General features: G+C 64.2%; 25 protein-coding genes. 15 read left to right on the forward strand and 10 right to left on the reverse strand.

The genetic code is table 11. The annotated features are described in order from the left end of the window. Window positions 1-10 precede the first annotated feature (10 nt). Together minD and minE are read left to right on the forward strand one after the other, a co-directional pair. Window positions 11-826, forward strand: coding sequence for a septum site-determining protein MinD (minD, locus tag IVB22_RS10030; protein WP_247517173.1), 816 nt, complete (start codon window positions 11-13; stop codon window positions 824-826). Further along, window positions 823-1122 (forward strand): cell division topological specificity factor MinE, encoded by a 300-nt coding sequence (gene minE, locus IVB22_RS10035; RefSeq protein ID WP_247517174.1) that lies wholly within the window; start codon window positions 823-825, stop codon window positions 1120-1122. The genes minD and minE overlap by 4 nt, the downstream gene beginning before the upstream one ends. A gap of 253 nt (window positions 1123-1375) precedes the next feature. Here the strand turns inward: minE and IVB22_RS10040 are convergent, their stop codons facing one another. Further along, window positions 1376-2938 carry an AMP-binding protein gene (locus tag IVB22_RS10040; protein WP_247517175.1) on the reverse strand — a complete coding sequence of 521 codons (1563 nt, stop codon included), beginning with the start codon at window positions 2936-2938 and terminating at the stop codon, window positions 1376-1378. Window positions 2939-2998: 60 nt separating this feature from the next. Next, the gene (locus tag IVB22_RS10045; RefSeq protein WP_247517176.1) at window positions 2999-3604 is read right to left on the reverse strand and encodes a TetR/AcrR family transcriptional regulator; all 606 of its coding nucleotides are present in this window, start codon (window positions 3602-3604) and stop codon (window positions 2999-3001) included. A gap of 146 nt (window positions 3605-3750) precedes the next feature. Between IVB22_RS10045 and IVB22_RS10050 the strand changes: the two genes are divergently transcribed. Beyond that, the gene (locus tag IVB22_RS10050; RefSeq protein ID WP_374207520.1) at window positions 3751-4731 is read left to right on the forward strand and encodes an NAD(P)H-dependent flavin oxidoreductase; all 981 of its coding nucleotides are present in this window, start codon (window positions 3751-3753) and stop codon (window positions 4729-4731) included. 232 nt (window positions 4732-4963) lie between these two features. Beyond that, on the forward strand, window positions 4964-7306 hold the full coding sequence (locus IVB22_RS10055; protein ID WP_247517178.1) for a mechanosensitive ion channel domain-containing protein: 2343 nt from the start codon (window positions 4964-4966) through the stop codon (window positions 7304-7306). A gap of 21 nt (window positions 7307-7327) precedes the next feature. Here IVB22_RS10055 and IVB22_RS10060 read toward each other — a convergent pair whose 3' ends face one another. Next, a complete protein-coding gene (locus IVB22_RS10060; RefSeq protein ID WP_247517179.1) occupies window positions 7328-8770 on the reverse strand; it encodes a PLP-dependent aminotransferase family protein in 1443 nt (480 codons plus the stop codon). Window positions 8771-8865: 95 nt separating this feature from the next. On the opposite strand from IVB22_RS10060, the gene IVB22_RS10065 reads away from it, so the two are divergent. Beyond that, the gene (locus tag IVB22_RS10065) at window positions 8866-9789 is read left to right on the forward strand and encodes a DMT family transporter (protein ID WP_247517180.1); all 924 of its coding nucleotides are present in this window, start codon (window positions 8866-8868) and stop codon (window positions 9787-9789) included. Here the strand turns inward: IVB22_RS10065 and IVB22_RS10070 are convergent. Next, window positions 9786-10439: a hypothetical protein gene (locus IVB22_RS10070; RefSeq protein WP_247517181.1), complete on the reverse strand. Its 654-nt coding sequence runs from the start codon at window positions 10437-10439 to the stop codon at window positions 9786-9788. The genes IVB22_RS10065 and IVB22_RS10070 overlap by 4 nt on opposite strands. 149 nt (window positions 10440-10588) lie before the next feature. On the opposite strand from IVB22_RS10070, the gene IVB22_RS10075 reads away from it, so the two are divergent. The 3 genes from IVB22_RS10075 (at window position 10589) to IVB22_RS10085 (ending at window position 12490) form a co-directional block, all read left to right on the forward strand. Beyond that, window positions 10589-10837 (forward strand): hypothetical protein, encoded by a 249-nt coding sequence (locus IVB22_RS10075; RefSeq protein ID WP_247517182.1) that lies wholly within the window; start codon window positions 10589-10591, stop codon window positions 10835-10837. A 129-nt stretch (window positions 10838-10966) separates the two neighbouring features. Next, a complete protein-coding gene (locus IVB22_RS10080) occupies window positions 10967-11674 on the forward strand; it encodes a hypothetical protein (protein ID WP_247517183.1) in 708 nt (235 codons plus the stop codon). A gap of 108 nt (window positions 11675-11782) precedes the next feature. Continuing rightward, window positions 11783-12490 carry a hypothetical protein gene (locus tag IVB22_RS10085; protein WP_247517184.1) on the forward strand — a complete coding sequence of 236 codons (708 nt, stop codon included), beginning with the start codon at window positions 11783-11785 and terminating at the stop codon, window positions 12488-12490. Between the two features lie 143 nt (window positions 12491-12633). Here the strand turns inward: IVB22_RS10085 and IVB22_RS10090 are convergent, their stop codons facing one another. Continuing rightward, window positions 12634-12867, reverse strand: coding sequence for a cysteine rich repeat-containing protein (locus IVB22_RS10090; RefSeq protein WP_247517185.1), 234 nt, complete (start codon window positions 12865-12867; stop codon window positions 12634-12636). 244 nt (window positions 12868-13111) lie between these two features. Between IVB22_RS10090 and IVB22_RS10095 the strand changes: the two genes are divergently transcribed. Beyond that, window positions 13112-13402 (forward strand): hypothetical protein, encoded by a 291-nt coding sequence (locus IVB22_RS10095; protein WP_247517186.1) that lies wholly within the window; start codon window positions 13112-13114, stop codon window positions 13400-13402. 18 nt (window positions 13403-13420) lie between these two features. On the opposite strand, the gene IVB22_RS10100 is transcribed toward IVB22_RS10095, so the two are convergent. Both IVB22_RS10100 and IVB22_RS10105 read right to left on the reverse strand, forming a co-directional pair. Further along, entirely contained in the window at window positions 13421-15382 is a 1962-nt protein-coding gene (locus tag IVB22_RS10100; RefSeq protein WP_247517187.1) for an ATP-binding protein, read from the reverse strand. Beyond that, window positions 15379-16056 carry a response regulator gene (locus IVB22_RS10105; protein WP_374207500.1) on the reverse strand — a complete coding sequence of 226 codons (678 nt, stop codon included), beginning with the start codon at window positions 16054-16056 and terminating at the stop codon, window positions 15379-15381. The genes IVB22_RS10100 and IVB22_RS10105 overlap by 4 nt, the downstream gene beginning before the upstream one ends. A gap of 160 nt (window positions 16057-16216) precedes the next feature. On the opposite strand from IVB22_RS10105, the gene IVB22_RS10110 reads away from it, so the two are divergent. The 3 genes from IVB22_RS10110 to IVB22_RS10120 all read left to right on the forward strand — a co-directional run bounded on the left by IVB22_RS10110 (window position 16217) and on the right by IVB22_RS10120 (window position 19416). Then, window positions 16217-17482: a threonine ammonia-lyase gene (locus tag IVB22_RS10110; protein ID WP_247517188.1), complete on the forward strand. Its 1266-nt coding sequence runs from the start codon at window positions 16217-16219 to the stop codon at window positions 17480-17482. 441 nt (window positions 17483-17923) lie between these two features. Continuing rightward, on the forward strand, window positions 17924-18526 hold the full coding sequence (locus IVB22_RS10115; protein WP_247517189.1) for a hypothetical protein: 603 nt from the start codon (window positions 17924-17926) through the stop codon (window positions 18524-18526). Window positions 18527-19002: 476 nt separating this feature from the next. Continuing rightward, the gene (locus IVB22_RS10120) at window positions 19003-19416 is read left to right on the forward strand and encodes a nuclear transport factor 2 family protein (protein ID WP_247517190.1); all 414 of its coding nucleotides are present in this window, start codon (window positions 19003-19005) and stop codon (window positions 19414-19416) included. A gap of 147 nt (window positions 19417-19563) precedes the next feature. Here IVB22_RS10120 and IVB22_RS10125 read toward each other — a convergent pair whose 3' ends face one another. After that, window positions 19564-20811 (reverse strand): vanadium-dependent haloperoxidase, encoded by a 1248-nt coding sequence (locus IVB22_RS10125; protein ID WP_247517191.1) that lies wholly within the window; start codon window positions 20809-20811, stop codon window positions 19564-19566. 191 nt (window positions 20812-21002) lie between these two features. On the opposite strand from IVB22_RS10125, the gene IVB22_RS10130 reads away from it, so the two are divergent. Continuing rightward, a complete protein-coding gene (locus IVB22_RS10130) occupies window positions 21003-22517 on the forward strand; it encodes a helix-turn-helix domain-containing protein (protein WP_247517192.1) in 1515 nt (504 codons plus the stop codon). Between the two features lie 294 nt (window positions 22518-22811). Here IVB22_RS10130 and IVB22_RS10135 read toward each other — a convergent pair whose 3' ends face one another. Both IVB22_RS10135 and IVB22_RS10140 read right to left on the reverse strand, forming a co-directional pair. Continuing rightward, window positions 22812-23207, reverse strand: a complete 396-nt coding sequence (locus IVB22_RS10135; RefSeq protein WP_247517193.1) for a hypothetical protein — start codon at window positions 23205-23207, stop codon at window positions 22812-22814. A 111-nt stretch (window positions 23208-23318) separates the two neighbouring features. Further along, window positions 23319-24203, reverse strand: a complete 885-nt coding sequence (locus IVB22_RS10140) for a helix-turn-helix transcriptional regulator (protein ID WP_247517846.1) — start codon at window positions 24201-24203, stop codon at window positions 23319-23321. Window positions 24204-24294: 91 nt separating this feature from the next. On the opposite strand from IVB22_RS10140, the gene IVB22_RS10145 reads away from it, so the two are divergent. Further along, complete coding sequence (locus IVB22_RS10145) at window positions 24295-24987, forward strand: ABC transporter permease (protein WP_247517194.1); 693 nt, start codon at window positions 24295-24297, stop codon at window positions 24985-24987. 2 nt (window positions 24988-24989) lie between these two features. After that, window positions 24990-25712: an ATP-binding cassette domain-containing protein gene (locus IVB22_RS10150; protein ID WP_247517195.1), complete on the forward strand. Its 723-nt coding sequence runs from the start codon at window positions 24990-24992 to the stop codon at window positions 25710-25712. Window positions 25713-25723: the final 11 nt, after the last annotated feature.

A 25723-nucleotide genomic window follows, 5' to 3' on the forward strand; every position in this document is an offset into this window, starting at 1 on the left:
GAGATCAAGTATGGCCAAGGTCATGGTCGTTACCTCGGGAAAGGGTGGCGTTGGAAAAACCACCACAACGGCCGCGCTCGGCGCCGCGCTTGCCCAAGGCGGGCAAAACGTCGTGGTAGTCGATTTTGACGTCGGCTTGCGCAACCTCGATCTCGTGATGGGCGCCGAACGCCGCGTGGTGTTCGACCTCATCAACGTGGTGCAGGGCGTCGCCAAGCTGCCGCAGGCCTTGATCCGCGACAAGCGCCTGGAAAATCTGTGGCTGCTGCCGGCATCGCAGACAAGGGACAAGGATGCGCTGACCGACGAGGGCGTTGGTCGCGTCATCACCGAGCTCAAGAGCCGGTTCGACTGGATCCTGTGCGACAGTCCCGCCGGCATCGAGCGCGGCGCCACGCTCGCCATGCGCTATGCGGACGAAGCCATCATCGTCACCAATCCCGAGGTCTCTTCGGTGCGCGATTCCGACCGCATCATCGGCATGCTGGATTCGAAAACCGTGAAGGCGGAGCGGGGCGAGCATGTCGAGAAACACGTGCTGATCACCCGATACGATCCGGCGCGCGCGGCGCGCGGCGAGATGCTCTCGATCGAAGACATCCTGGAAATCCTTGCAACCCCGCTGCTCGGCATCATTCCCGAGAGTCAGGATGTGCTTAAAGCGTCAAACGTCGGCACTCCGGTGACGCTGAACAATACCGACAGCGCGCCGGCCCGCGCCTATATCGACGCCTCGCGCCGGTTGATGGGCGAAGAGGTCGCCATGGTCGTGCCGGCCGAGCGCAAGAGCTTCATGAACCGCTTGCTGGGACGGAGGGCGGCATGAGCATGAGGCTGCTGCGCCTGTTCGGCGGCCGCAACGCGACCGCCCCCGTTGCGCGGGAGCGGCTGCAGATTCTGCTGTCGCACGAGCGCGGGCTGCTCGGTCAGTCCGATCTGCTGGTCACGCTGCGGGAGGAGATTCTTGCTGTGGTGTCGAAACACGTACAGCTCGACCCCGACAAGGTGATCGTCAAGCTGGAGCGGGGCAAGACGGTCTCGACACTGGAAGTCGACATCGAAGTGCCCAACAATTTCGACAAGTCGAAGGCGGCCATCGAGAAGCGACGCATGGCCGGCTGACCGCGACCGCCATGATGATCTTATGGCCTGCGATGTGATCGCAGTTAGAAGAATAGCTGTAGTTTCGTGTCCCGGACGCAGCGCATCACGCCGTTCTTACGGCGTGATGCGCTGCTGGCCGGGACCCAGCAAGCAGCTCGTTGTGGCATAGGTCCCGCTCTGCGTAGCAGCGCCATAGCGCGTCGAAGACGCGCGTGAACGCACTTATGGCGCTGCACCGCGTCCGGTACACGATCGTTCTGCCGCGTGTGGCCTACCCCACCATCCGGTCGCGGCCGGTCCAGAAGCCCGCCTTCAGCACTTTCTTGTCGACCTTGCCGACGCCCGTCATCGGCAACTCGGTGACGAACTTGATGTGCTTGGGCGCATGCGCCGAGCCTTTCTTCGCCTTCACCAGATTGATCAGCTCGACCGCATTCAGCTTTGCACCTTCGCGGGCCACGACCACGGCGGTGACGGCCTCGCCCCATTTGTCGTCGGGCACGCCGACCACGGCGACCATCGCGACGTCGGCATGCTGCGACAACACATCTTCGACCTCGCGCGGAAAGATGTTGAAGCCGCCGGAGACGATCATGTCCTTCTTGCGGTCGAGAATGAACTTATAGCCGCGCTCGTCTGATCGTGCGATGTCGCCGGTGTGCAGCCAGCCGTTCCTCAGCGTTTCCGCTGTGGCGTCCGGGCGCTTCCAGTATTCGGCCATCACATGGGTGCCGCGAACGCAGATCTCGCCGGCCTCGCCGGTGGCGACCTCCTGGTCGTCATTGTCGAGAATCTTGACCTCACACGCGGCGATCGGGAAGCCGCAGGACAAAAACAGCTCCGGCGTTTTGGGATCGTGATCTGCCTTGCGCAGCACCGACACCGGATAGCATTCGGTCTGGCCGTAAAGCTGCGAGAACACCGGGCCGATGCGCTCGATGCCTTCGACCAGCCGGCTCGGCGACATCGCGGAAGCGCCATACAGCAACAGTTCGAGCGAGGAGAGGTCGGTTTTGTCGAGGGAAGGATGATCGAGCATGACGTAGATCATCGTCGGCACGAACAGCGTAAAATTGATGCGCTCGCGCTCGATGGTTTTGAACACCGCCTCGGGATCAAAACCCTTCAGCATGTGCACGGTGCCGCCGCGCATCAGCGTCGGCAACACTTTCGTCCCGGCGACGTGGCTGATCGGCGCCACCGCCAGAAAGCTCGGGGTATCCGGAATTTCGAAATCGGCCAGGATTGCGTTGGCCCAACCGCCATACTCACGGTGATGGCGTAGCGCGCCCTTGGACTTGCCTGTCGTGCCGCCGGTGTAGTTGAGCGTGGCGATATCGTCAGGCCCGGCAAAGTTGCGTGCGGTGGCGCTGCCTGCCGCCTCGATCGCCTGCAGCAGATCGGCGCCGTAGTCGGCCGGCCCGAGCGTGAAGATGGTCTTCAAGGTTGATGCCCGGGCGGCGAGCTCGCCGCCGCGATCGCGGAAGGTGACGCCGTCGACCACCAGCATCTGCGCTTCGGAATCTTCCAGTTGAAACAGCTGATCGTCCAGCGAACCCAATGGATGCAGCCAGGTGATGGCAAACTGCGACAGTTGCGCGGCGCAGCCGGCGCACCAGGTGTCGGCGCGATTGGCGGTGAGAAATGCGACGCGGGTGCCGGGCGCAAAGCCCAGTTGCATGAAGACGCTCTGCATGCGGCCGATCATCTCGGCCGCGCCGCGATAGGTGATCGATCCGCCCGGCCAACTGAACGCCGTCCGCTCGGGGTAGCGCGCCAGCGCCCGCAACGTCTGTTCGCATGCCGTCGGAAACGCATAGAGCGGATTGCCCATCTTAAAATTCCTCCCTGCTGATGGATGACGTCGGCAGCATGACAGTCGCTGGCAGGGCCATCACGCTTTCCTCTTCCGATTGGCGCGCGGGGCGATCCCGTTAACCAGGGTGGCGACGCAAGCGTCGGCGATCTCTTCGGGCGAGCTTGGCCCATCGGGATCGTACCAACGCGCGATCCAGTTCAGCGCGCCTGTGAGCGTAAATGTGATCATCTTGGCGTTGCCTTGCCCAATCGAGCCGTCGGCCATTCCAACTTCGACCACGCGGCGCACGATCTGATCGATCTCGAGCTTCAGCGCCCGGAACTTTGCGCGGCCCTCGGTGGAAAGCTCATGGTCGGCCGTGCGCGTCACGCACATCCCGAAGTCCTTCGTCATAATGACCGCATAGTCGCGCATCAGCGCAGTGAGGCGCTCGAGGCCGCTACCGCCGCTGCGCTCCACAGTCTCGGCGGCCTGGCGGATACCCTCGAGACCGAGCCGCACGCACTCGAACAGGATTTCGTCCTTGTTGGCGAAGTAATGGTAGATGGTGGGCTTGGTGACGTTGAGCGAAGTAGCGACGTCATCTAGCGAGGTGGCGTGGAAGCCGCGCTCGTTGAAGAATTGCACGGCGGCGTGGAGCAGCGCTTCCCGCTTCTCGCCGCGCTCTCTTTCCCGTTCCACTGGCTTTCGCCAAGGCGACTGCCGCGCCGTTGAAGCCATGAACGATCCATTTTTTCAGGAAAACGACCTGGAGCTTTCCAGCGAGTAAGTACTATACTCATGAGTATATAGATGTCAAACGTTAGGGAATCTGCTCAAGCCAGATGATGCAAACAACCGACTCTCTCTCGCGCTTTCGCGACCGCGTCAGCCTGCCGCTGATCGCAGCGCCGATGTTTCTCGTCTCCGGCGTCGAGCTTGTGATCGCCGCCTGCCGCAACGGCGTGATCGGTTCGTTTCCGACGGTGAATTGCCGCAGTCCCGAACAACTCGACGAATGGCTCGGCGAAATCGAGAGCCGATTGCAGCGGCATTCGGATGCAAGCGGCAAACCCGCAGCACCCATCTGCGCAAACCTGATCGTGCATCGCTCCAATGCCCGGCTGGAGCAGGATCTTAAGGTGCTGCTGCGGCACCGGCCCGAAATGGTGATCACCTCGGTCGGTTCGCCTGCGCCGGTAATAGGACCGCTGCATGATGCCGGCGCGCTGGTGTTTGCCGATGTCGCCTCGATCCGCCATGCCGAGCGTGCCGTTGTCGCGGGCGCCGACGGGCTTGTGCTGTTGACGGCCGGTGCGGGCGGCCAGACCGGCTGGCTCAACCCCTTCGTGTTCGTGCGCGCGGTGCGGGCGTTCTTCGATGGGCCGATTGTGCTGGCGGGCGGCATCTCTGACGGCCACGCGTTGCGCGCCGCGCAAGCGCTTGGCTGCGACCTCGCCTACATGGGTACAAAATTCATCGCCACGCGCGAGAGCATGGCGGATGTCAGATACAAGGAGCTGCTGGTTGCCAGCACGGCCGACGATGTCCTGCTGACGTCGGCATTCACGGGATTGCAGACCAACATGCTGCGCCCGTCTATTGAAGCCGCCGGCCTTGACCCGGATAATCTGCCGCAGCGTGGCGCGATCGATATCGGCAAGGACATCGACATCGGCGCCCGCGAGAGCCGTCCAAAACGCTGGAAGGATATCTGGAGCGCAGGCCATTCCGTCTCAGGCGTGACGGAGCTGCTTTCGGTCGATGAGCTTGTGGCGCGCACGCTTGCTGAGTATCGCGAGGCCGCGGCGCGCGGAAAGCTTGGCTAGGGCGCTACGCCCCTTTCATCTTGCAGCGAATCTTGCAGCACTTGCGAAGTTCCTTGCGATTGAGCGCGGCGGCATTGCCGTGATGCGGGGAAATACCAAGAGAAAGCCGCCGCAATGGCAAACTTCCGACACAAGATCACGGCGAAAACAGGCGATCCGACATGACGCACGCGCGAGGGCGAGGCCGATCCCGGTTTCGCCGTCGGGCGCATTTTTTTCAAAAGAGGCCTTCGTGTCGCTCAAGCTCCTGCCGTCGATCCTCTTCGCCAGCGTTTTGTTCATCCTTCCGGCTCTCGCGCAGACCGGCGCTCCGCCCCCTGCGCCTGCCGCTGGCAGTGCCGAGGTCCTGACACCAGATCAGGCGAAGCGGGCGCTCGAGACGCTTTCCGACGACAAGAAGCGCGCACAGATGATCGAGACGCTGCGCGCGGTCGCCAATGCCTCACAGCCGCCGCAAGCCGGGGCTGGCGAGCCGAAATCTGCGATACCGCTCACCGCGGACAGCCTTGGCGCACAGCTCCTGCTCACCGTGTCCGAGCAGGTCGGCGAGATCTCGCGCGAGGTCGCCGATGTGGCGCGGAAACTGACGCACTTTCGAGCGTTCTATTACTGGTTTGTGCGGACCGCCAGCAATCCGTACGCCTACAATCAGTTGCTCGATATCGCCTGGAAGCTGGCGCTGGTGTTCATTTGCGCTCTTGCTGCCGAGTGGCTGGTCTTTCGACTCATCAAACGACCGGTGGCGCTACTGGAAGCGCGCCTTCCGCAAACCGCGCGTGCCCCGGTGCAGACGCTGGCGACCGTTGATCCGCCGTCGTCGGCGGCCGACGTCGTCGTGGAGCCCAAGCTGCAGCAGCGGCGCCTCAGCCTGGCGCGCACCTGGCAGTCGCTGGTCAGGCTGCCCTTCGTGCTGGGACGTCTCGCGCTTGAATTGCTCCCGGTGCTCGTCTTCATTGGGGTCGCCACGATGCTGCTGGGCACCGGGATCGGCGATCTCTCAACCACCCGGCTCGTCATCCTCGCGGTCGTCAATGCCTATGCGCTGTCGCGCGCGCTGATCTGCATCGTGCGGGCGCTGGCTGGGCCGTTCGGCCTGTTTCGGGTTCGCGCCGAGACCGCCGCCTATATCGAGATATGGGCACGGCGCATCGTCACCGTCGCGGTCGCGGGCATCGCCTTCGCCAATGTCGCGCTGCTGCTGGGCCTGCACCGCGCCGGCTACGCCGCATTGCTTCGGCTGGTGATGCTGGTCGTGCATCTCTTTGTCGTCGTCGTCATCCTGCAGTGCCGAAAGCCCGTCGCCGATGCCATTCGCGCGCCGGCCGGCCGCGACGGCGCGGCGGCCAGGATACGCAATCGCGTCGCCGGCCTCTGGCATTATCTGGCGATCGCCCTCGACCTTGCATTGTGGGCGGTGTGGGCGCTGAACATCCGCAACGGCTATTCGCTACTGCTGCAATATTTCGTCGGCACCCTCGCGGTCGTGCTGATCGCGCGTCTCGCCACCATCCTGGTGTTGAGCCTGATCGACCGCGGCTTTCGCATCAGCCCGGATCTGTTGCGCCGCTTCCCCGGCCTGGAGACCCGCGCCAACCGCTATCTGCCGCTGCTGCGCAACATCGTCTCGACGGTGATCGCCTTCATCGGCCTCGTCGCACTGCTAGAGGTCTGGGGCGTCGACGCTATCGTCTGGTTCTATGGCGGCCAGATCGGCAGCCGGTTGCTGTCGGCGGTGGTGACCGTCGGCATTGCCGCGCTGGCTGCGGCGGCGATCTGGGAAATCAGCAACGCGCTGCTGGATCGCAAGATCAATGCGCTCTCGCGCGAGGGCCATTACGCGCGCGCGGCGCGGCTGCGCACCTTTCAGCCGATGCTGCGAACCGCGCTGTTGTGCGTGATCGTCATCGTCGTTGGCCTCACCGCGCTGAGCGAGATCGGCGTCAACGTCGCGCCATTGCTCGCCGGCGCCGGCATCGTCGGTATCGCCATCGGCTTCGGCTCGCAGAAGCTGGTGCAGGACCTCATCACCGGGCTGTTTCTCCTGCTCGAAAACACCGTCCAGGTCGGCGACAACGTCACGCTGTCTGGCCTGTCGGGCGTGGTGGAAAACGTATCGATCCGCACCCTTCGTCTGCGCTCCGGCGACGGCTCGGTGCACATCGTGCCGTTCAGCGCGGTGACGACGATCACCAATTCGAGCCGCGGCGCCGGCAACGCGGCCGTCAGCGTCAACGTGTCCTACAAGGAGGACACCGACCGCGCCGGCCAGATCCTCAAGGACATCGTCGCCGAGATGCGTCGCGAGCCTGAGTACCAGCACCTGATCCGCGGCGATCTCGAGCTGTGGGGCGTCGACAAGGTGGACGGCTCGATGGCCTCGATCGTCGGCCAGATTCGCTGCACCGATGCCGGCCGCTGGCCGGTGCAGCGGGAATTCAACCGCCGCATGAAGCGGCGATTCCAGGAATGCGGCGTGGAAATAGCGCCCACCGCTCAAACCATTCTCATGCAGGTTCCGGCGCCCGCGCCTGCCGAGGTGGCCGCGAACGCAACGCCGAGGCGCGCGGCCGGCTAGTTCGCCACCATTCCGCGCGTCCTAGCGGACGATCCGGCCGAGGATGCGCGCGGCCTGGTCGATCTCCTTTTCATTCCATGCCGCGAAGCCGAGAAACAGGCCATGCTCACCTGTCCTGTGATACAGCATGCTCGATAGCGGACGGCTGACGACGCCCGCTTCGAGCAGCCGCGCCGACAATTGTTGGTCGTTCGCCGGCCCGCTGCATCGCGCCAGCAGTTGCATTCCGCCGGCCGGGGCTTCGACGCTGAGACGGTCGCCGGCTTGCGCGGCCAGCGCTTGCAGCATGCGGTCGCGGCGGCCCTTGTAGAGCCGCGTCACTCTCCTGATGTGGCCGAGATAGGCGCCCGAACTGATGAAATCGGCCAGCGCCTCTTGCATCGCAATCGACGTCAACATGCCCATGTGCCGCTGCGCGATCTCGAACACATCGATCAGCGCTTCGGGCACGACGAGGTAGCCGATGCGGATGTCCGCATAGGTCGACTTCGAGAATGTGCCGAGATAGAAAATGTGTGGCGACGGCGCGAGCCCCTGTAACGCGGCAACGGGGCGCGCCTCGTAGTGGAATTCTCCGTCATAGTCGTCCTCGATGATGCAGGCGCCCGCGGCGTCGGCAAAACGAAGAAGTTCGAGGCGGCGGCCGATCGGCATCAGCCGCCCCGTCGGGTACTGGTGCGACGGGGTGACGAAGATCAGGCGCGGGGCGTACTTGCGGGAGCCGACCGTCATGCCCTGCGCGTCGAGTGGAATGGCGGAGACGATGGCGCCGGCGGCCCGCAGCGCGACATGGGCGCCGCCATAGCCGGGGCTCTCGATCCAGGCGTGATCGCCCCGCTCGAGCAGCGCATTGGCGACCAGCGTCAGGCCGGCCTGGGCGGTCGGCACGACCAGTATCTGGGCCGGCGTTGCCTTGATCCCGCGATGAACCGCCAGATGCTGCAACAGCGCCTGCTGCAGCGGCGGATGATTGATGGATCGATCCCGCCGCGCCAACGCGTTGCGCGCTGCGCGCCGCAGATGGCGGCTCCAGAGGTCGTGCGGAAATTCCCGCTCGTCCGCCAGCCCCGGCTGAAACGGCCGCGGCCGCCCGGCATGGACTGGCGGCCAGTTCGTGACGTGCAGGCTGCGCGCCCACGACGACAGCTTCAAACGGCCGGCCGCGGCGCGATTGCCTTGGAATGGCGGTTTGCCGCCGTCGAGCGACAGGCCTTTGGCCACCGCCGGACGACGGCCGGCCGAAAGGCTCAGATAGCCTTCCGCGGCCAATTGCTCGATCGCAAACGAGACGGTGTTGCGTGACACGTCGAGCGATTGCGCCAGATGCCGGCTCGACGGCAGGCGCCGGCCGGGTGCGAGGCGGCCGTCGGCGATCAGCCCGCGCAACTGGTCGGTGAGCTGACGCGTCAGCGTCTCGCCGCCGTCGCGCGACAGATGGAGCATTCCCGGCAACAGCTCGTCCATAACTGGCCCTGTCATTTTGCCAAGACTGGTCCTTTTACTAGAGCCAGTTGGAAGGCTAGGCAATGCAGATCGGCTCATGACGGGACGCGTTCGAGATGGCCAGTGGACTTTCAGGCCGCAGCGCGGCGGTGCTCCTCGCTGGCGTCGTGCTGGCCTGGGGGACCAACTGGCCGGTGACCAAGATGATCGTGCAGGACGTGCCGCCGCTGTGGGCGACGGCACTGCGCTGCATGATCGCCGCCGCGACGCTGGCGCCGATGTTGTGGGCGCAGGGGGCTTTCATCGTCCCGAAGCGCGGCGACCTTCCGGTCGTGTTCTGCACCTCGATCCTGCATCTGGTGGCGTTTTCGGCGCTGGTCGCGGCCGGGCTGCAATTCGTGCCGGCGGGCAGGGCGATCGTGCTCGGCTACACCACGCCGCTATGGGTCGCGATCGGCGCCGCCATGATCCTGTCGGAGCCCATCACGCGCCGGCGCGCGATCGGCATCGTGTGTGGTTTGGCGGGCCTCGCAGTCATCTTCAATCCGCGGACGCTGAACTGGGGCGACCGCGACGCGCTGTTCGGCAGCGGATTGATTCTGCTTGCAGCGTTCTGCTGGGCCGGCAACATCGTCTACGTCCGGGCGCACAAATGGATCTCGACGCCGTTTCAGCTCGTGTTCTGGCAGGTATTGGTGGCGGCCGCGCTGCTCTCGACCATCGCCTGGATCACGGAAGGCGCGCCGCGCATCGTGTGGACCACCCGTCTCGCCGCCCTGATGCTCTATAGCGGAATCGTCTGCACGGCGTTCGCCAATTGGGCGATGACGATGGTGAACCGGAGCCTGCCCGCGGTCACCACCTCGCTGTGCCTGCTGGCGACGCCGCTGTTCGGGATCATCAGCGCAACCGTGATGCTGAACGAGCCGCTCGAGGCGTCATTGTTTCTGGCGATGACATTGATCATCGGTGGGATTGCGCTCGGCACCGTCGCGGGCGGATGGCCGCAAGGAACGATGCGCGTCAAGCCATCGTCCTAATTCGCCACGAAATACCAGTCCTTGTCGTAGCGGACGAGCTGGCTCGGCGGCTTGTCCTCGAACTCGAAGAAGTTTTTGGGGTCGCCGCCCGGCGGCACGTGCAGGAAGCCGGTAAAATAGTGTTTTAGGCCGCGCGAGGTCAAAAACAGCACGTAGGTGCCTTCGTCCGTCTGATCGACGACGATGTCGTTGCCGCCTGCGGAAACGTTGGGCTCGCGGTCGCCGAGCGCGATCAGGTTTTCGTTATGGCTGACATTGGGCTTGAGTTCGCCGGCCTCGATCCGCGCCACGATCCGCTCGCGCGTCTTGCGGTGCCAGTCGAAATTCTGCTGCAGGGCGATTTTGTGCAGCGGCGCGTAGACCAGCGCGGCGAGCGTCAGCGCGCAGATCAGGAAGGGGAGGGCAAACTTCAGCCCGCCTTCTCGGATGCTGAGTAGCAGCGTCGCCGACCACAGCGCGCAGCCGCAGAAGATCAGCGCCATCAGCGGCATGACCACAAGCAGGACGAAGCCGGACGGCCAGTCCGCCATCGCCAGTTCGAAGGTCGCGACCGACAGCGTGAAGGCTGAAATAGCGATGGCCGCCACCAGCGCGGCGCGAACCGACGGCCCGGCCGCGGCCATCGTCGTCTGGGATGTCGCTTCAGCCATGCCGGACTGTTCCGCTCCGCCGTTCGGTCACGTTCCGGCCCGTGCCATTGCGAGCCTTAACGCGCCGTTAACCATATCAGCCCCAACAATAGCCCCAGAGGATGGTCCGCCGCCATGGTGGGGCCGACAGCAAATCGAAGGGGTGTGGAATGGATCTCGATCAATATCTTGCTGCCAAAACCCCGGCGACCCTCCGCGAGATCACCCGGCGGGTGATGTTTGCGCTCGATCGGCATCCGCTGTGCCGCGGTATCGAATTCGAGGTCGTGAGCATGCCCCGCAGCCGTAAGAGCAACTGGACCGTCACCCTGCAGGCGATCGAGCCCGACGCCCTGTGGGAGGCGTCCGATATCGTGGCTGACATTCAGGACGCCTACGAACTGGCCGCGGCGGCCTGATTTCGGGCTATTTCGGGACGATTCCCCCAGCTTTTTGATCGCGTTACGGCTCCGATTGGCATCGTAACGCCTCAATTGTCATCCATTTTTCGGCAAAAGGGCCAAACGTCGGCGGGAATGGAGACCTTTTTGACCAAAACGATGACCATCGTTGCGCTGATCTGCTTTCTCGTGGTCGGCGCCGCCGCCACCGCCATTCTCGGCCGCGACAGCCTACCTGCGGCGCTGCCCCAACTGGCTTCTGCTTCTGTTGCTTCTGTCCAGGCACCCGCTGCCGTCCAGGGGCCGGTTTCGAACAAGGAAAAGAAGAAGGACCGGCTTGCCGTCGTGAGCTACGCGACGGCTGCCTTTGAGCCGCCGCAGACCACCGCGGCGCTGAGCGAGCCGTTGCGCCAGGCCTATGCGTCGACCGCCCCCGCCGATATCGGGCTGCCGAAGGAAGTCGCGCCTGCTGGTCCGATGGCGCCTGCCGCATCATCGCCTGCGGCGCCGCCGAAGCCCAAGGCCGTCGCCAAGCCGCAGCCGCAGAAGAACTATGCGCTCCTGAGTGACGTCCAGATCGCTGGGATTAAGGACCGCCTGAAACTCTCCGCCTCGCAGGAGTCCTACTGGCCGCCTGTGGAATCGGCGCTGCGCGCCGTCGCCCGCAAGATTCACGCGGGCCGACAGGCCAACCCGACTGCTGCAGGCGTGCCGATCGATCCCGAGTCCGCAGAAGTCCAGCAGTTGAAATCGGCGGCGATGCCGTTGCTGTTCCAGTTGCGTGAAGACCAGAAGAGCGAAGTCCGTTCGCTCGCGCGCATCATCGGTTTGGAAAAAGTCGCCGCGATGATTTGAGCGGCGAGCGCTGCGACTGCAGCACTGCAGGTTCCAATTCCCTCACGATGCCGTGCCGGAACATCGGCCCATGCCACGCGTTGCCCGCGTGGATAATGGAGCCGAATTATGCGGACATCGACGGCTTATTTTGCAGGCGTGGGAACCGTCATCGTGGCGGTCAGCGCTGGTCTTGGCGGTGGCTATCTGGCTGCGAACATTACCAGCCCGCCTTCGCAGACGATCTCCAAGCTGGAACGCAGGATGTCGGCGGAACCGATAACCGTCTCGACGGCACCAGCGGAGCCGGTGCCGCATGTTGCTGCGACGGCCGCGACGAATCCCGCTGCCGCGCCCGCCCAGGAGCAGACTCAGCAGCAGCCGCAAACGCAGCAACAGCCGAACACGCAGCAGCAGCCACAGCCGCAAATAGAGGCGGCAGCTCCGCCCGCTAGTCCTGCCCGCGCCGAAGAGAAGCCCGCCAACAAAGTAACGGCCGCGCAACCTGTACAGCCATCACCGCAACCTTCGAAGCCTGCCGAACAGGCCGAGGAAAAGACAGCCGCGCCTCGGGATGCCTACGCCAGGGCCCGCGACGCCGACATCAAACGTGCGGATGCCGAGAAACGGCGCGCGGAACGGCGACAGCAATGGGCCGACAAGCGCCGATTGAAGCAGCCCCGTGAGCAGGAGCTCGAGGCGGTTGAAGAGAGAGTCCGGGAAGTGACCGAGCCGCGGAGGGTTAGAGTCCGGGAGGAAAATGGGCCGAGGGATATGTTCGCCGAGCCCGCGAGAATCGAAATGCCCCGGATCCGGCTGTTCGATCAGGACGATTGATTCTTTTCCGGCGATCGCGACTGCATCTTGGAGCGTGATGACTTTGAAACGTCATCGCGCTCCTTCTGTTTGAGCATGATCTCCGGACAACCGCTTCGTGTTGTTCTGAGAGAAAACCGGTAACGACTTTTCCGGATGATGCGTTAGCCGCCGCGCGATTCCACCACCTTGCGGCAGCCATCCGACAGCTTCGACTTGTTCGCTTTCAGGCAGGCGTTCATCTGCGGCGGCTTGCCGACATGTTCGGCGCAGAATTTTCCGGCATCCGAACGGCAGGCCATCTGCTCCTGGGGCGTGGGACCGGATTGCGCTTGAGCCAGCGAGCCGGCCGCGAGCGACAGGATCAGCGCGGCGGCCGGGACGTGGATTGATTTCATCATGGATCACCTTTCGACGAGAATATGAGGGTTGAAAGCGCGCGGAAGCTCGTCGAGGTTGCGCCCGTGGTCCATGCCATGTTCATGGCGTCGGAAATCGGCCTGCAACTCCCGCGCGCACGCCCACACCATTTTCATGGGATGTTGCCGCGCCCCTCGATGGACCATGTACATCTCGCGTCGGCTGCGGTGACCGATCGGCACATCGCAAAGAGCTGCACGCCCAATTCTGGAGAGATGACACATGTTGAAGAAGACAGGTTGGCTGAGCGCTGGTCTGACGCTTGCTGCGTTCTCGGCCGTGGCTTCGTTCGCGCTGGGCGGTGTGGGTTCGGCCCAGGCCGCGGTGGTTTACTGCAAGACGGTCGGCGTGCCGAAGGGCTGCGTGGCGCGGCCGACACCGGTCGTGAGGGCAGCGGTGGTGACGCCGGTCGTCGGCGTTGCACGTGTTGGCGTCGGCGCCCCGGGCGTCGGTGTTCGTCCTGGCACGCCCATGAATCGCGGCGGTCCGGTCAACCGCGTCGGCCGCCGTTGAGGGCAGCCGAGGCAGACCTCAACCGGCAGCGCCGTCGCTGTCGGGAAAGCGGTGGGGCAATGTCAGCTTCACGCGCGTCCCTTGATGAGTCCCTTGGCTAGTCTGTTGGGCGCAGGAGCTCAGTTCCAGCTCTGCGCCACAGCGCGCCGCGCGGCTTCGCATATTGCGCAAGCCGCGCGCCGCTTTGATTGCGCCTGCCGCCGCACCCTCCGACGTGATCTCAAAGCCCTTGCCGTCGTCCTCGACGGTAATGCAGCCGCGGTCGAAGCCGTCGGCGCCGGCGAGCGTCTCTATCCTTACTGTGATACGCCGCGCATTGGCGTGCTTGACTGCATTGGTCAAGGCTTCATCCAATAGCCGCACGATCTGGATGACGTGCCATGGCCGCAGTTCGGGATGCACCGGCAGGCCCTGCGCCGTGACCGCGCGCCAGTCGAGCGCGATGTCATGCGGACGCAACTGTGCCATGGCGCGTTCGCGCCACGAGCCCAGCGCCAGCATCAGGTCGCCGCCGATGTCGTCCATTGAATCAATGACGAGACGTAGATCCTTCAGCGCCGCGCGCGCCGCATCGCCGATTCCCGCGCTGCCATTGCCGCGCTCGCTCAAGGCCACGATGCTGACGAGCTGGCCGCCGAGCCCGTCATGCAGATCGCGCATCAGCCGCGTCCGCTCCCGCGCCAGCGCCGCGGCACGGGCGCGTTCCTCCTCGCGGGCGAAACTGGCCTTCAGCTTCTCTTCCGCTTCGCGCACCTGGCTGACGAGGCGGCCGGCAAAGCCATCGACCTGGTTCAGCGCGCGGGCGAACCGCCAGGTCAGCCCCGCCCCGATTGCCACCAGCATCACCGAATAGGACAACCGCGCGGTGAAGATGCGATTGGGCATCATCTGAAATACCGAGAGCAGGTCGACAACCCAGCAGGTCAGCATGATCGTGACCGCGCAGCCGAGCAGGAAGCCTGCGACGTTCTGCCGTTTCAGCGCCGAACGCGCGGTGACAACAGCCATGACGACCAGCGAGAAGCCAACCATCGGCACGGCGAGAACCAGGAACAGCGCGCGCACCGTCGCCTGATTTCCGAACAAGCCGGCCAGCGCCAGCAGCACGCCGGGAATGAAAAGGATCCAGCCATAGCGCTGCCATTTCCAGCCCGAGAACAACAGCGCGAATGTCAGCACCAGCGCGCTTTCGATCGGCGCGGAGGAAATCAGGACCACGTTGAGTTTGGAAAACGGCGTCTCGTCCATCGGCGTCTGAAGAAACGCCTGCCCGACACCGACGGCCATCGCGGCCGCCAGAACGCCATAGGCTGGCTCATGGCGCCGCATCACCCACATGATGCCGAGAATGACCGCGAGGATTGCCTGCCACGACGAGAATACCACCGGCAGGGTGACGAAGATCAGCGTTCTCAGATCATAGCTCGGACGCAGCAATTGGTCCGGGCCGACCCAGATGCGATCGAGAAAGCCGGTGATAGGGCCCCAGATGAACAGGCGTATCGAGATGGTGTTGTCGCCGTCGCGCAGCACCGATGCCGGGATCACCGCAATTGCCGGCGTGTTGCGGTCGGGACGGTTGGCGGCGGGATCGCGCCGGCTGTCGAGGATCACGACATCGTTGACGGTGACTTCGACGCCATTGGTGAAGCGCGGCAGAAACACCGACCAGGCCCGCGCGGCTTCGCCGGCCGGGCGAACGAATTGTCCCGTGAAGCGGGGCGGATCGTTCATCGCATTCCGCAACGGGGAGAAATACGGCAGCGTCACCGCGCGCTCGACCCCGGCCTCGGTGAGATTGAACGCCGTGACCTGATATTGGGCGGGAGGTCCGGGAAGCGACTGTAGAAGTGCCAGCACGCAGGCGCCGGCGATCACTGCCTGCAGCAAAAGGTATTGAACCAGGCGGGACGTCTGCAGCCGCCGCCGTTCGCGGTCGGACAATTGTTCCGCCGTCGCGTCCTCGTCGTGATCGTTCACAACCTTATCAAGCCTTGCTGGACCGCCTCGAACACCGCTTCGCCCCGGGTATGAACCTCGAGCTTGCGATAGATGTTCTTGATATGCCCGGGCACGGTCTGGCGCGACAGACCGAGATGGCTGGCGATCTCGGCGTAGCTGAAGCCCTTGGCGATGCCCCAGAGGATGTCGATCTCGCGCGGCGTCAGTTTGGCGGTGTTGAGCACGGGGCCCGGCGGCGGCTCGGGCGTGCTCTGGGTCCGTCGCACGATGAAGCGCGCGATCGAGGCCGAGATCGGCGAATGCCCGGCGACGAGATCGCGCACGGTGGCGGCGATATCGGTCGGAAAGGCGTCCTTGAGCAGGTAGCCTGTCGCGCCGACGGTGATCGCCGAGATCACGCTCTCTTCGTCGCCGAGGATCGAAATCACCATGATTTCGGTGTCGGGAAAGCGCTGCCGCGTTTCCCGGATCAGGTCGACGCCGTGGCCATCAGGCAGTTGAAGATCGGTCAGCAGCACTCTTGGCGCGCCTTGCGCGAGACAGGCGCGGGCCTCGGCGAGTGTGCCGGCGGCCCTGACCTGATATCCGGCCTTGGCCAGCGCGTCCTGCAGCCGCCAAAGCGTCGGCGCGTCGTCCTCGACCAGTACGACCGTGATGGCCTCCACCTTCGGCTCATCGCTCAATGAATTCATCTGAAAACTCCGGCCGCCTGCCCCTGCGACCCACACAAGTGTAACGCCGCGGCGGCTTTTTGCGACACCCATGTTCATGGGGCGGGATTTTTACGAGATTCGGAGGAAGCGCGTCCGACGGAAAAGGCTTATACGATTGCCTCCCAACGAGGCCCCAGAAATGCCGAAAGCCCCCAAAAGCGCGCCACCGGATCAGCAGGCTTCCGAAGCAAGCCTTGCCGTCACGCCCAGCGACGTCACGGCCGCGGCGGCTGCGATCCGCGGTTCCGTCATGGTCACCGAATGCGACCAGAGCCGGACGCTGAGCGAGATCTGCGGCTGCAACCTCTGGCTCAAATTCGAGAACCTGCAGTTCACCTCGACCTTCAAGGAGCGCGGCGCGCTCAATCGGCTGCTGGCGCTGTCGCCGGACGAGCGGCGGCGTGGCGTGATCGCGATGTCGGCCGGCAACCATGCGCAGGGCGTGGCCTATCACGCGCATAGGCTCGGCATTCCCGCTGTGATCGTGATGCCGATAGGCACGCCGATGGTGAAGATCGAGAACACAAGGCGTCACGGCGCGGAGACGATTATTTCCGGCAAGACGCTGGAGGAGGCCACCGAGTTCGCACGGGCGCATGGCAAGGCAGAGAACCTAACCATGATCCACCCCTACGACGATCCTCTGATCGTAGCGGGACAAGGCACCATCGCGCTCGAAATGCTCGCCTCCGTGCCGCAGCTCGATACGCTGGTCGTTCCGATCGGCGGCGGCGGTCTGATCTCCGGCATGGCGGTCGCAGCCAAATCGCTGAAGCCGGAGTTGCAGATCATAGGCGTGCAGGCGCAGCTTTATCCGTCCATGTACAACGCCATCAAGGGCGAGCATCTGCCGATGCGCGGCGACACGCTCGCCGAAGGTATCGCCGTCAAGGCGCCGGGCCGGATCACGACCGAAATCATCCGCCATCTCGTCGACGACATCATTCTTGTCACGGAAGATCAGATCGAACGTGCGGTGGCAATGCTGATCGCGATCGAAAAAACCGTGGTCGAAGGCGCCGGCGCGGCAGGCCTTGCCGCGGTGCTGGCCGCGCCGGAGCGCTTTGCCGGGCGCCATGTCGGCCTCGTCCTGACCGGCGGCAACATCGATACGCGGCTGATCGCCTCGGTGCTGACCCGCGAACTCGCGCGCGAGGGACGGCTGACGCAGATCGCCATCGACATCGTCGACAGGCCGGGCCAGTTGGCGGCGGTCTCGGCGCTACTCGCCGAAGCCGGCGCCAACATCATCGAGGTCTCGCATCAGCGCACGTTCTCTGACCTGCCCGCCAAGGGCACGCTGCTGGAAGTCGTGATCGAAACGCGGGACCGCGTGCATCTGGACGAGGTTATGAAACGGCTTGGCAAAGCCGGATATACGGCGTGGCTGCCGGCACGGCGCTAATGTAGCGTTTTCGATCGAAGCAGATCCGGTTCGCGTAAAGAAACCGCGTCAAGGCGAGGTGCTGATACTCGACGTCCGGAGAGTTGTCGCACTGGCATCGATGATGACCGGAGCGCGCGGTACTGGATTCCTTTGCCGTGCAGCATTCGGGCCCGGACCTCGCTTCCGGGCCCGAATGAATCCACCGCGTTGCCCGATTTGAGCCGCATTGTGACCCAGGTCGCGGCCAAAGGTCGTGCCCCGAGGGGCGCGACACCGGGGTCTTCCATGTCCGGTCATTTGCGATTTTGCTTCGCCGCTTTCCTTCTCGCAGGGCTCTCGACATCGCCTGCGTCTTCGAATCCTTTTGCAGGCGTGCTCCCATCTTCGAATCCTATTGCAGGCTGGTTCAATACCGCTCCCCGGCAAGCCACTCCGCCCGCTTCCGCGGAAGAGGAGTGTTTGCCGCGGCCCGGCAAGTCGACGGCGGCCGGCCAGCGCTGGGTCTATCGTTTTGACGGCCACCGCAAATGCTGGTTCGAGGCCGCTGAGGAGACCGCGGTGAAGAAGCAGGTTCGTTATCGCGCCGCGAAGCCTCGTGTCACCGCTCCCGAGGAGAACGAGGCCGCGCGGCGCAAGCGAAAGGCGGTCGTGGATGCGCGTGCGGAGCTGCTGCGCTCCGCACCGGCGGAAACGTCTCAGCCGATGCGGCCCGCGCCCGAGCTCAAGGTGGCTGATGCCGCTTCCGTCCCGGCTACGGCGGCCGCGGCCTTCGTGCCGCCGGCACCCATCGAAAACCTCAAGACCGATCAGCTCACGCCCAATAGCCCCACGCCGCGCCAGGTCGACGTGGAGACGCTTCTGGCGGCCGCACCGGCCGCCAGCAATCCGGTTGCCGCCTCCATGCCTTCCGCGGCGCCGGTCACCGTTCCCATCGCGGAGGCAGCCGATGACGGATGGGGCTGGATGGTAACCTTGCTTGGTGTGCTGCTGATGACGCTGGGGCTCGTCTCCGTCTTGGGCTCAAGCCGGACCCTTCGGGAGGCCGTGCTGTTGCGCGATTGATGCGAGGACGGAGTTGGCGGCCATCGCGGACGACGGAGTCCGGAGCCTGATGCTTCATGTCACCGCTCGATCCTTCAACGCCGCCGGGATCGCGGAGCGGGACTGCGTTTGCTCTGACCATCCGTCACGTTCATCCGGCCGAGCCACGCGGTGCGGCTAACGGTGGGGCACGATCTTGATGCCCAGCGTCGTAACTCCGCTGAGGGTCATTCGCGTCGGTTTGGCCGGACCACGGCGACTTCCGGTCCATCCTGGTGAACGGACATTCTCAGGATAGGCGGGCATGTCTCAAAGGTGCCAAGCAGACCAGGGTAATCGGCGGGTCCAAGGCCGATGCGTTGTCGCAGAGAGCGCGGTTAGTCCGAGCCAAAATTGACCTGATACAGAGGTTACAAGAAAAGCTATTTGGCGTGTCGGATATGCACCCCGACGTTCGTCCTAGGGACATACATCGGAAGACAGTCGGAGTGAGAGCCATGATGCAGCAAGGCGGAAAGGCCGAAAGTCGGATCAAAGCGGTTATCGAAGCATGGGCGGACGCAGTCCGCAGGCATGATCTTTCCGGCATTCTTGCCCATCATGAGCAGGACATCGTGATGTTCGACGTCCCGCCGCCGCTGCAGTCGCGAGGAATGGACGAGTATAAGAAAACATGGGATCTGTTCTTCAGGTATCACAAGCCGTCACAAGCGTTCGACATAGAGGAGCTTGCAATTACCGCCGGCGAAGATGTCGCCTTTGCCGTCGCCATCGTGCGGTGCGGCTCCGGCACGTCCAGCGGCCCTCCGGAGGAAGGCGGGTTCCTCTTCAGGCTGACAATTGGACTGCGCAACGTCGATGGCGACTGGCGTATCGCGCACGAGCATCACTCCGTGCCGTCGACAGACTAAAGCATTCAGCCCATCTCATGTCGGTTTCGTACCATAGCTGACATGGTGCCGGGTCTGCTACAATAAGAGTGGTGCCCATAGTCTAAAGACGGTGGGCACCAATTGCCGGCGACTTGTCATTGTCGCTGCTCGCTAAAGATAGCTTTCCTAGCGCCCGCCGGACGCGACGGCTCGTTGCGCGGTCGCCTGCATGACGTTTTGCACGACATAGTCGCCGATCTGACGGCCCATGGCGGTGCCAACGACAGTCGAGAAGCGATAATGAAAGCCGGCCCAAACGCGCGCGTTCGATACTTCCTCGCAAAAGGCGTCCAGATTGGTGAAACGATGGATGACGCCCGGCGCGGTCGTGCTTGTCATCGCCACCTCAGGGATCGTCCTTGAGCCGAGCACAGCATCGATCACGCCGGCCGCCGCGCCGGCATTGATGCAATGAGCACACGGATATTCCGGGTGCATCGGTGTGTTGTCGATCGGCTGCCACGTGGCCTCTCGTTTGGTCGCGGCATTGTCCTCGATGTTGCCGTTACGGATCGCGGTGATAGGCCGCCATAGTTCGTAATGATATTTGGCATCGAACACCGCAATGTAGGAGTCCGTCAGCGCAACGGCGTAAAGCGCCATCAACCGCGCACTGTCGAGAATATCCATCTTCCGAGCGAGGACGAGCTGGCGCGGGACCTGGTGATAAGCCGCCGGTCCCACCGCCAGCCAGAAACGCGCGGTCTCGGTCTGTTGCGGCGAGCGCGAGGCGCTGGTTTTGCTGCCGAAGGTTTTGATCTCATTGTAGTCGGCGACCCACTCCTTGCTATCGAGAGCAGGAGGCGGTCCTGGACGGAACTGCGACGAACTTCCAACTGCAAAGGGCCTCATGTTCGGCCACGTGGAGGCCACGGCCATCGGTGTCGGGACCCAGACGCCCGGCCTGGTTTTCGGCCGATAGGCGTCAGGAGCCGTCGCCCCATCTGTCGCCCGTGCCTGCAGGATCGTTGCGGCGACGGCTTCGCCAAGTTTGACGCCTTCCACCTTTGCTGGGCCATCCGCAATCGGCGCAAGATATTTTCCGAGCGCAGTTTTGATGTCGCCTGCGGCCTCCGGATGCAGGCCAATGATCACGGCCGCAGCGGCGGCCGCGGCGGCGGCCTCCTGCGAGGTTCCAGGCGCCGCCCCCTGCTTGAAGAGGTACGGTTGATAACGCTGCTCGATGGCGTTGACCGCGTCGAACATGGCAACATTGACGATGGCCGCCTCACGCTGGCTCAGTGGCGCCGGCACTGCGGGAGCTATGATCGCCACCGCCTTGGCGTCCCAGTCGGCGATGACGTTGGCGGATGCCGATGTGATTGGGCTCGCGAACGAAAGACAGACCAGAAGTTTGCGCAGGATTTCCGACATGGTGTCCTCCCGGATGATCCAGGCGGAAGCTCGGCGTCGCCGTTGCTTCCGCCCTGTGGGCTTGACCTCGGGAATCTGCAGAACGACCGCTTGGCGCGGCAATGCGAAAGACGCCCCAGCTATCCAATTTACGTACCAAACGGTCTCCACTTTGCACCTTAATCGCCCTATGATCGGGGCGGAGGCGCGTCATGGGCCGTGAACTGCTTCCACGCGGATTGAAGAAGGCGATCGAGTGGCCTGAGTCCGAGCCCGCGCGCCCTTGGCGGGTTGGCGAACTGGCAGCGCTGTCTGGGGTCGCGCCGCGCACCTTGCAAAAGCACTTTCACCGTTTTCTCGACCAGGCGCCGCTGGCCTTTTTGCGCGACCTGCGGCTCGAGCGCGTACGCCGGGAATTGCTTCGCGACGCACAAGATACAAACATCACCGAAATCGCAACGCGTTTCGGCTTCGTCCATCTCGGCCGCTTCGCGATCCAGTACCGGGATCGCTACGGAGAGACCCCGTCGGCGACGTTGCGGAGGTCGCGGCGGGCCAGTACGACGTCGGCGTCACAGTGGCCGATGCTTGCATCCAGGCTGGAGAGGCCGGCTATTGACGTCCTTCCCTTCGACAACATCGGCCTGCCGCCCAATCATTCAACGGCCTTCGCCGACGAGATTGCCATGGCGCTCTGGCGCCTGCACTGGCTTCACGTCGTTGCGCCGCCGAATGCGCGCTATCGATTGTATGGCAAGGTGCGCGAAGGCGGGCGCGGGAGCATACGAGTTATCGTCCGTCTGCTCGATGCGTTGACAGGCCGATATCTATGGGCGGCGGCCTGGGAGGGCGATGTCCGCGACCCCATCGGCTTTGAGGAGCGCGTCGCTCACGGCGCGGCGCGAGCAATTCAGCCGGTGCTGCTCGATGCTGAGATCGATCGCGCGGTGCATCTCCAGCGTGGCGACCTCACCGCATGGGGACTGACCATGCGTGCGCTCCCATGCGTCACAGCGGTCGACGCTGTTGCTGAAGGCATGGCGCTCGAATTGCTGGACGAGGCCATGGAGCGTGCCCCGCACGACCCGCTGCCGATTGCAACGGCTGCGTGGTGCCGCGGGCTGCGTGCCGGCCATCATTTCACGGCACGGCCCGAAGTGGAGAGAGCCGCGGCGAGCGAATTGGCCGCCCGCGCGGCAAAGCTCAATGCCGGCGACGCACTGGCAGAAACCATGCTGGCTGCCGGCTACACGCTCGCGCACGACCTTGCCTCGGCCGCAGCCCATGCCGACCGCGCGCTTGCGCTCGATGGCGGATCGGCCTGGGCGTGGGGCCGTAGCGCGTGGGTCAAGGCATATCATGGCCAAGCGAGCGAAGCGCTGGAGGAATTCCAGATCGCGCGCTCCCTGGCACCGGCTGATCGGCTGAACTTTCTCTGGTCGGTCGGAATTGCCTCAACCAACTTCCAGAACGGGCGTTACGATGAATCGATCCGTTGGTATAAGCGCGCGCAGGCAGAAAATCCGGCAAGCACCTGGACCAATCGTTTCCTCGCAGCCACATACATCCTAGCGGGACGCGCCGACGAAGGTCGCCGCGCGCTCGATACTTTCATGCGTCACTATCCGGGCTTGACCATCAGTGCGGTGCGCTCGAGCCTTCCCTGGAACGCTTCTTACCTCGACCGTACCTGCGAAGGTCTTGAACAGGCGGGGATGCGGCCTTGAAGGCCCCGCGAACTTCCGCTTTGGGTCAGCGGATGCTGGTGCGGCTTTGAACGATGTTCCGCTTTCACATCGACAGCAAATATGGTCCCCGCTGTCCGGCCCAACTGCATGGTGCCATCAACCGCGATGCAGGTGCAGACTTTGAACAAACTATCAACGACGAGGTCTATGAACCTGCCGATGCTTTCGCAAGCGGCTCCATCGGCGCCTGCGCTGTGAATGGCTTTGTTGGAAAAGGCGATGCATCCAGAGTCCACCGCAGCCGGCAAATATCGCCGAGCGGCGCCTCGGCCGTTACTGCCCGCGAATGCGTTGCTCAATATTGGCCGCCGGTCCGCCTGCGCGCACGTTGCGATTGCCTGGTGGATGCGCTTGTGAGCCCGCCATGCTTTTCCACGGACCGATCGTTTCGACGATGATATTTATTCCTGCGACCGCGCTGTCGATTTGGCGCTGCACGCTTTCGACCTCGGACTTCAGGAATTCTTGCATTTTTTGAAGTTCGAAAGCCAATTTGTGAAGTTCGTCTATCGAATTTGTAGTCAACCGGGCGACGGAAGAGTTGAATCGTTCGGCGCTGATCTCCAGCGGGCCGGAGGGATTCGATTTCTCCTTGCCGGGTTGTGTCGCTACAGCCTGCTCCGACGGAGGCGTTTTCTCGTCGAGTGCGGCAGACGTTGGAGTATCCATCAGTTCCTCCCTTGGTGCCCGCGGCCCGCTGCAACAGGCGTCGTTGAGTCGTTAGGCTATTTGGTGGCGTGGCGGTGGCCGCATTTGGCTGCGCGCTGACAAGTCCGCACCCTAATTCACCAGCCGCACAACGCCTGTGTCGCTGACGTCATAGCCGCCAAGTTCGGCCGCCCGGTCGCGCAGGGTGGTCGCGCGCATGAAGTCGAACAGCGCCTGCGGCCCCTTCATGAAATAATCGCGCTGCCGCATCACGAGGTCGAAACGTTCCCACGCTAGCGGCAGGAAATCGAGCCCGGCCGATTTCGCCACGCTTCGCGTCGCGATGCCGCAATCGATGCGGCCGGCGCGGATCGCCTGGGCGATATCGGGTCCGGTCGGAAAGGCGGGCTTTGCCAGTTTCAGGTCGTCAAGCGCGATGCCGGCGCGCGCCAATAGGGCGAGCAGCAGCAATTGCGCGCCGGCGCCGGCCGGGCGTTGCGCCATGCGCGCGCGCGATGTGGCGATCGAGGCCATGTCGCTTAAGCCCAGCGGATTGCCGGGTGCTACGAGAATGCCCTGCTCGCGCCGTGCGAAGCCGAGCACGACGGCATCGTGCAAGCCCGGCATATCCGCGACCGCATCGAGATTGGCCGTTTCGTCATCGCCATCGAGCCGGTGCAGATGGATCGCCGCGACCATGACCTCGCCCTGGGTCAGCCGCCGCAGGCCTTCCTCGCTGCCTTCGGGCAGGCTGGCGAGGCCGGAATTGCTTTCGCGCAGCGCCCATTCCAGCAGCGGATCATGACTGCCGCCGACGATCGGCGGCGCCGCCGGCTGCGCAAGCGCGGCGGGCGCGATCAAGCCGGCGGACACCCAGCGGTCGAGGGCTGTGCGGGGAAACAGCCAGCGCCCCGTCACCTTGCTGCAGGGCACGGCGCGCTCCGCTACCAGCTCGTAGAGCTTGCGTTCCGAAAGCCGCAGATACTCGGCCGCTTCGTCGGTGGTGAGTAGTTCCAGCACAGGAACCCATATGCATATGAATGCAGATACTACGAAAATTGACCATATCGGCCCCATCTGCGCAAGATGTCTGCCGAATGGAATTTCCATGCCCAACGACGTAACAGCCCTTCAACTCGTGCTCGGCGGCGATCCCGCGCTGTTCGCCATCGTATGGCTGTCGCTCTATGTGAGCCTGTCCGCGGTGGCGCTGGCCGCGCTGATCGGCATTCCCCTGGGCGCCTGGATCGCGCTGACGAAGTTCCCGGGACGCCAGGGTGTCATCGTCCTGCTCAACGCACTGATGGGCCTGCCGCCGGTCGTTGTCGGCCTCGCGGTCTATCTGGCGTTGTCGCGCTCCGGGCCGCTCGGTGCGTTCGGCCTGTTGTTCACAGCGCCCGCCATGATCATCGCGCAGACCGTGCTGGTCACGCCGATCATCGCCGCCCTGACGCGCCAGACCATCGAGGATCTCTGGATCGAATACCGCGATGAACTCACCGCGATGAATCTCGGCCCGCTCGGCCGGGTCACGGCGCTGATCTGGGATGCGCGCTTCAGCCTCGTCACCGCGCTGCTCGCCGGATTCGGCCGCGCGGCGGCGGAGGTCGGCGCCATCATCATCGTCGGCGGCAATATCGAGGGCTTTACCCGCACGATGACGACGGCGATTGCGCTGGAAACCTCCAAGGGCGACCTGCCGCTCGCGGTCGGCCTCGGCCTCGTGCTGATCGCGATCGTGATCGCCGTCAACGCGCTGGCCTGGACCGCCCGCCGCGCCGGCGAACGACTGGCGGGATGACCATGCGCGCGCCTTCGAGCGAACTGCCCATTGTATTCGACGGCGTCACGGTGACGGCAGGTCCCGTCACCATCCTCGATCGTATCGCGCTCACGCTGGCGCCGGGTGCGCCCACGGTGCTGATCGGCCCGAACGGCTCGGGGAAATCCACGCTGCTGCGCGTGGCTATGGGGCTGCTGGCGCCTTCGCGCGGGCGCATCACCTGGGGCGGTCTGGAAAATGTCCCGCCACTCAAGCGCGCGATTGTGTTTCAGCGGCCGGCGATGCTCCGCCGCAGCGCCGCTGCCAATATCCGCTTCGCGCTGCGCGCCGCCGGCATGCCGCGCGCGGAGCATGCGCGCCGCACCGGCGAGCTTCTCGAACACGTCGGCCTTGGTCATCTCGCCGACCGCGCCGCGCGAAAATTATCCGGCGGCGAGCAGCAGCGGCTGGCATTGGCGCGGGCGCTGGCACGCGATCCCGCGGTGCTGTTCCTCGACGAGCCGACCGCGAGCCTCGATCCCACCGCCACCAAGGCGGTGGAAGACATCATCCGCACCGTGAGCGAACGCAACATCAAGGTCGTGATGGCGACCCATGATCTCGGTGAGGCGCGCAGGCTCGCCGGCGACGTCGTCATGCTTCATCGCGGCCGCATCGTGGAGACCGCCGCCGCCGCGTCGTTCTTCGATAGGCCGCAAACCGCTGAGGCCAAAACATTCCTCGCGGGCGAACTATTGGTTTAAGGGAAGGAAAA

The organism is Bradyrhizobium sp. 190, from assembly GCF_023073415.1.
Lineage (GTDB): Bacteria > Pseudomonadota > Alphaproteobacteria > Rhizobiales > Xanthobacteraceae > Bradyrhizobium.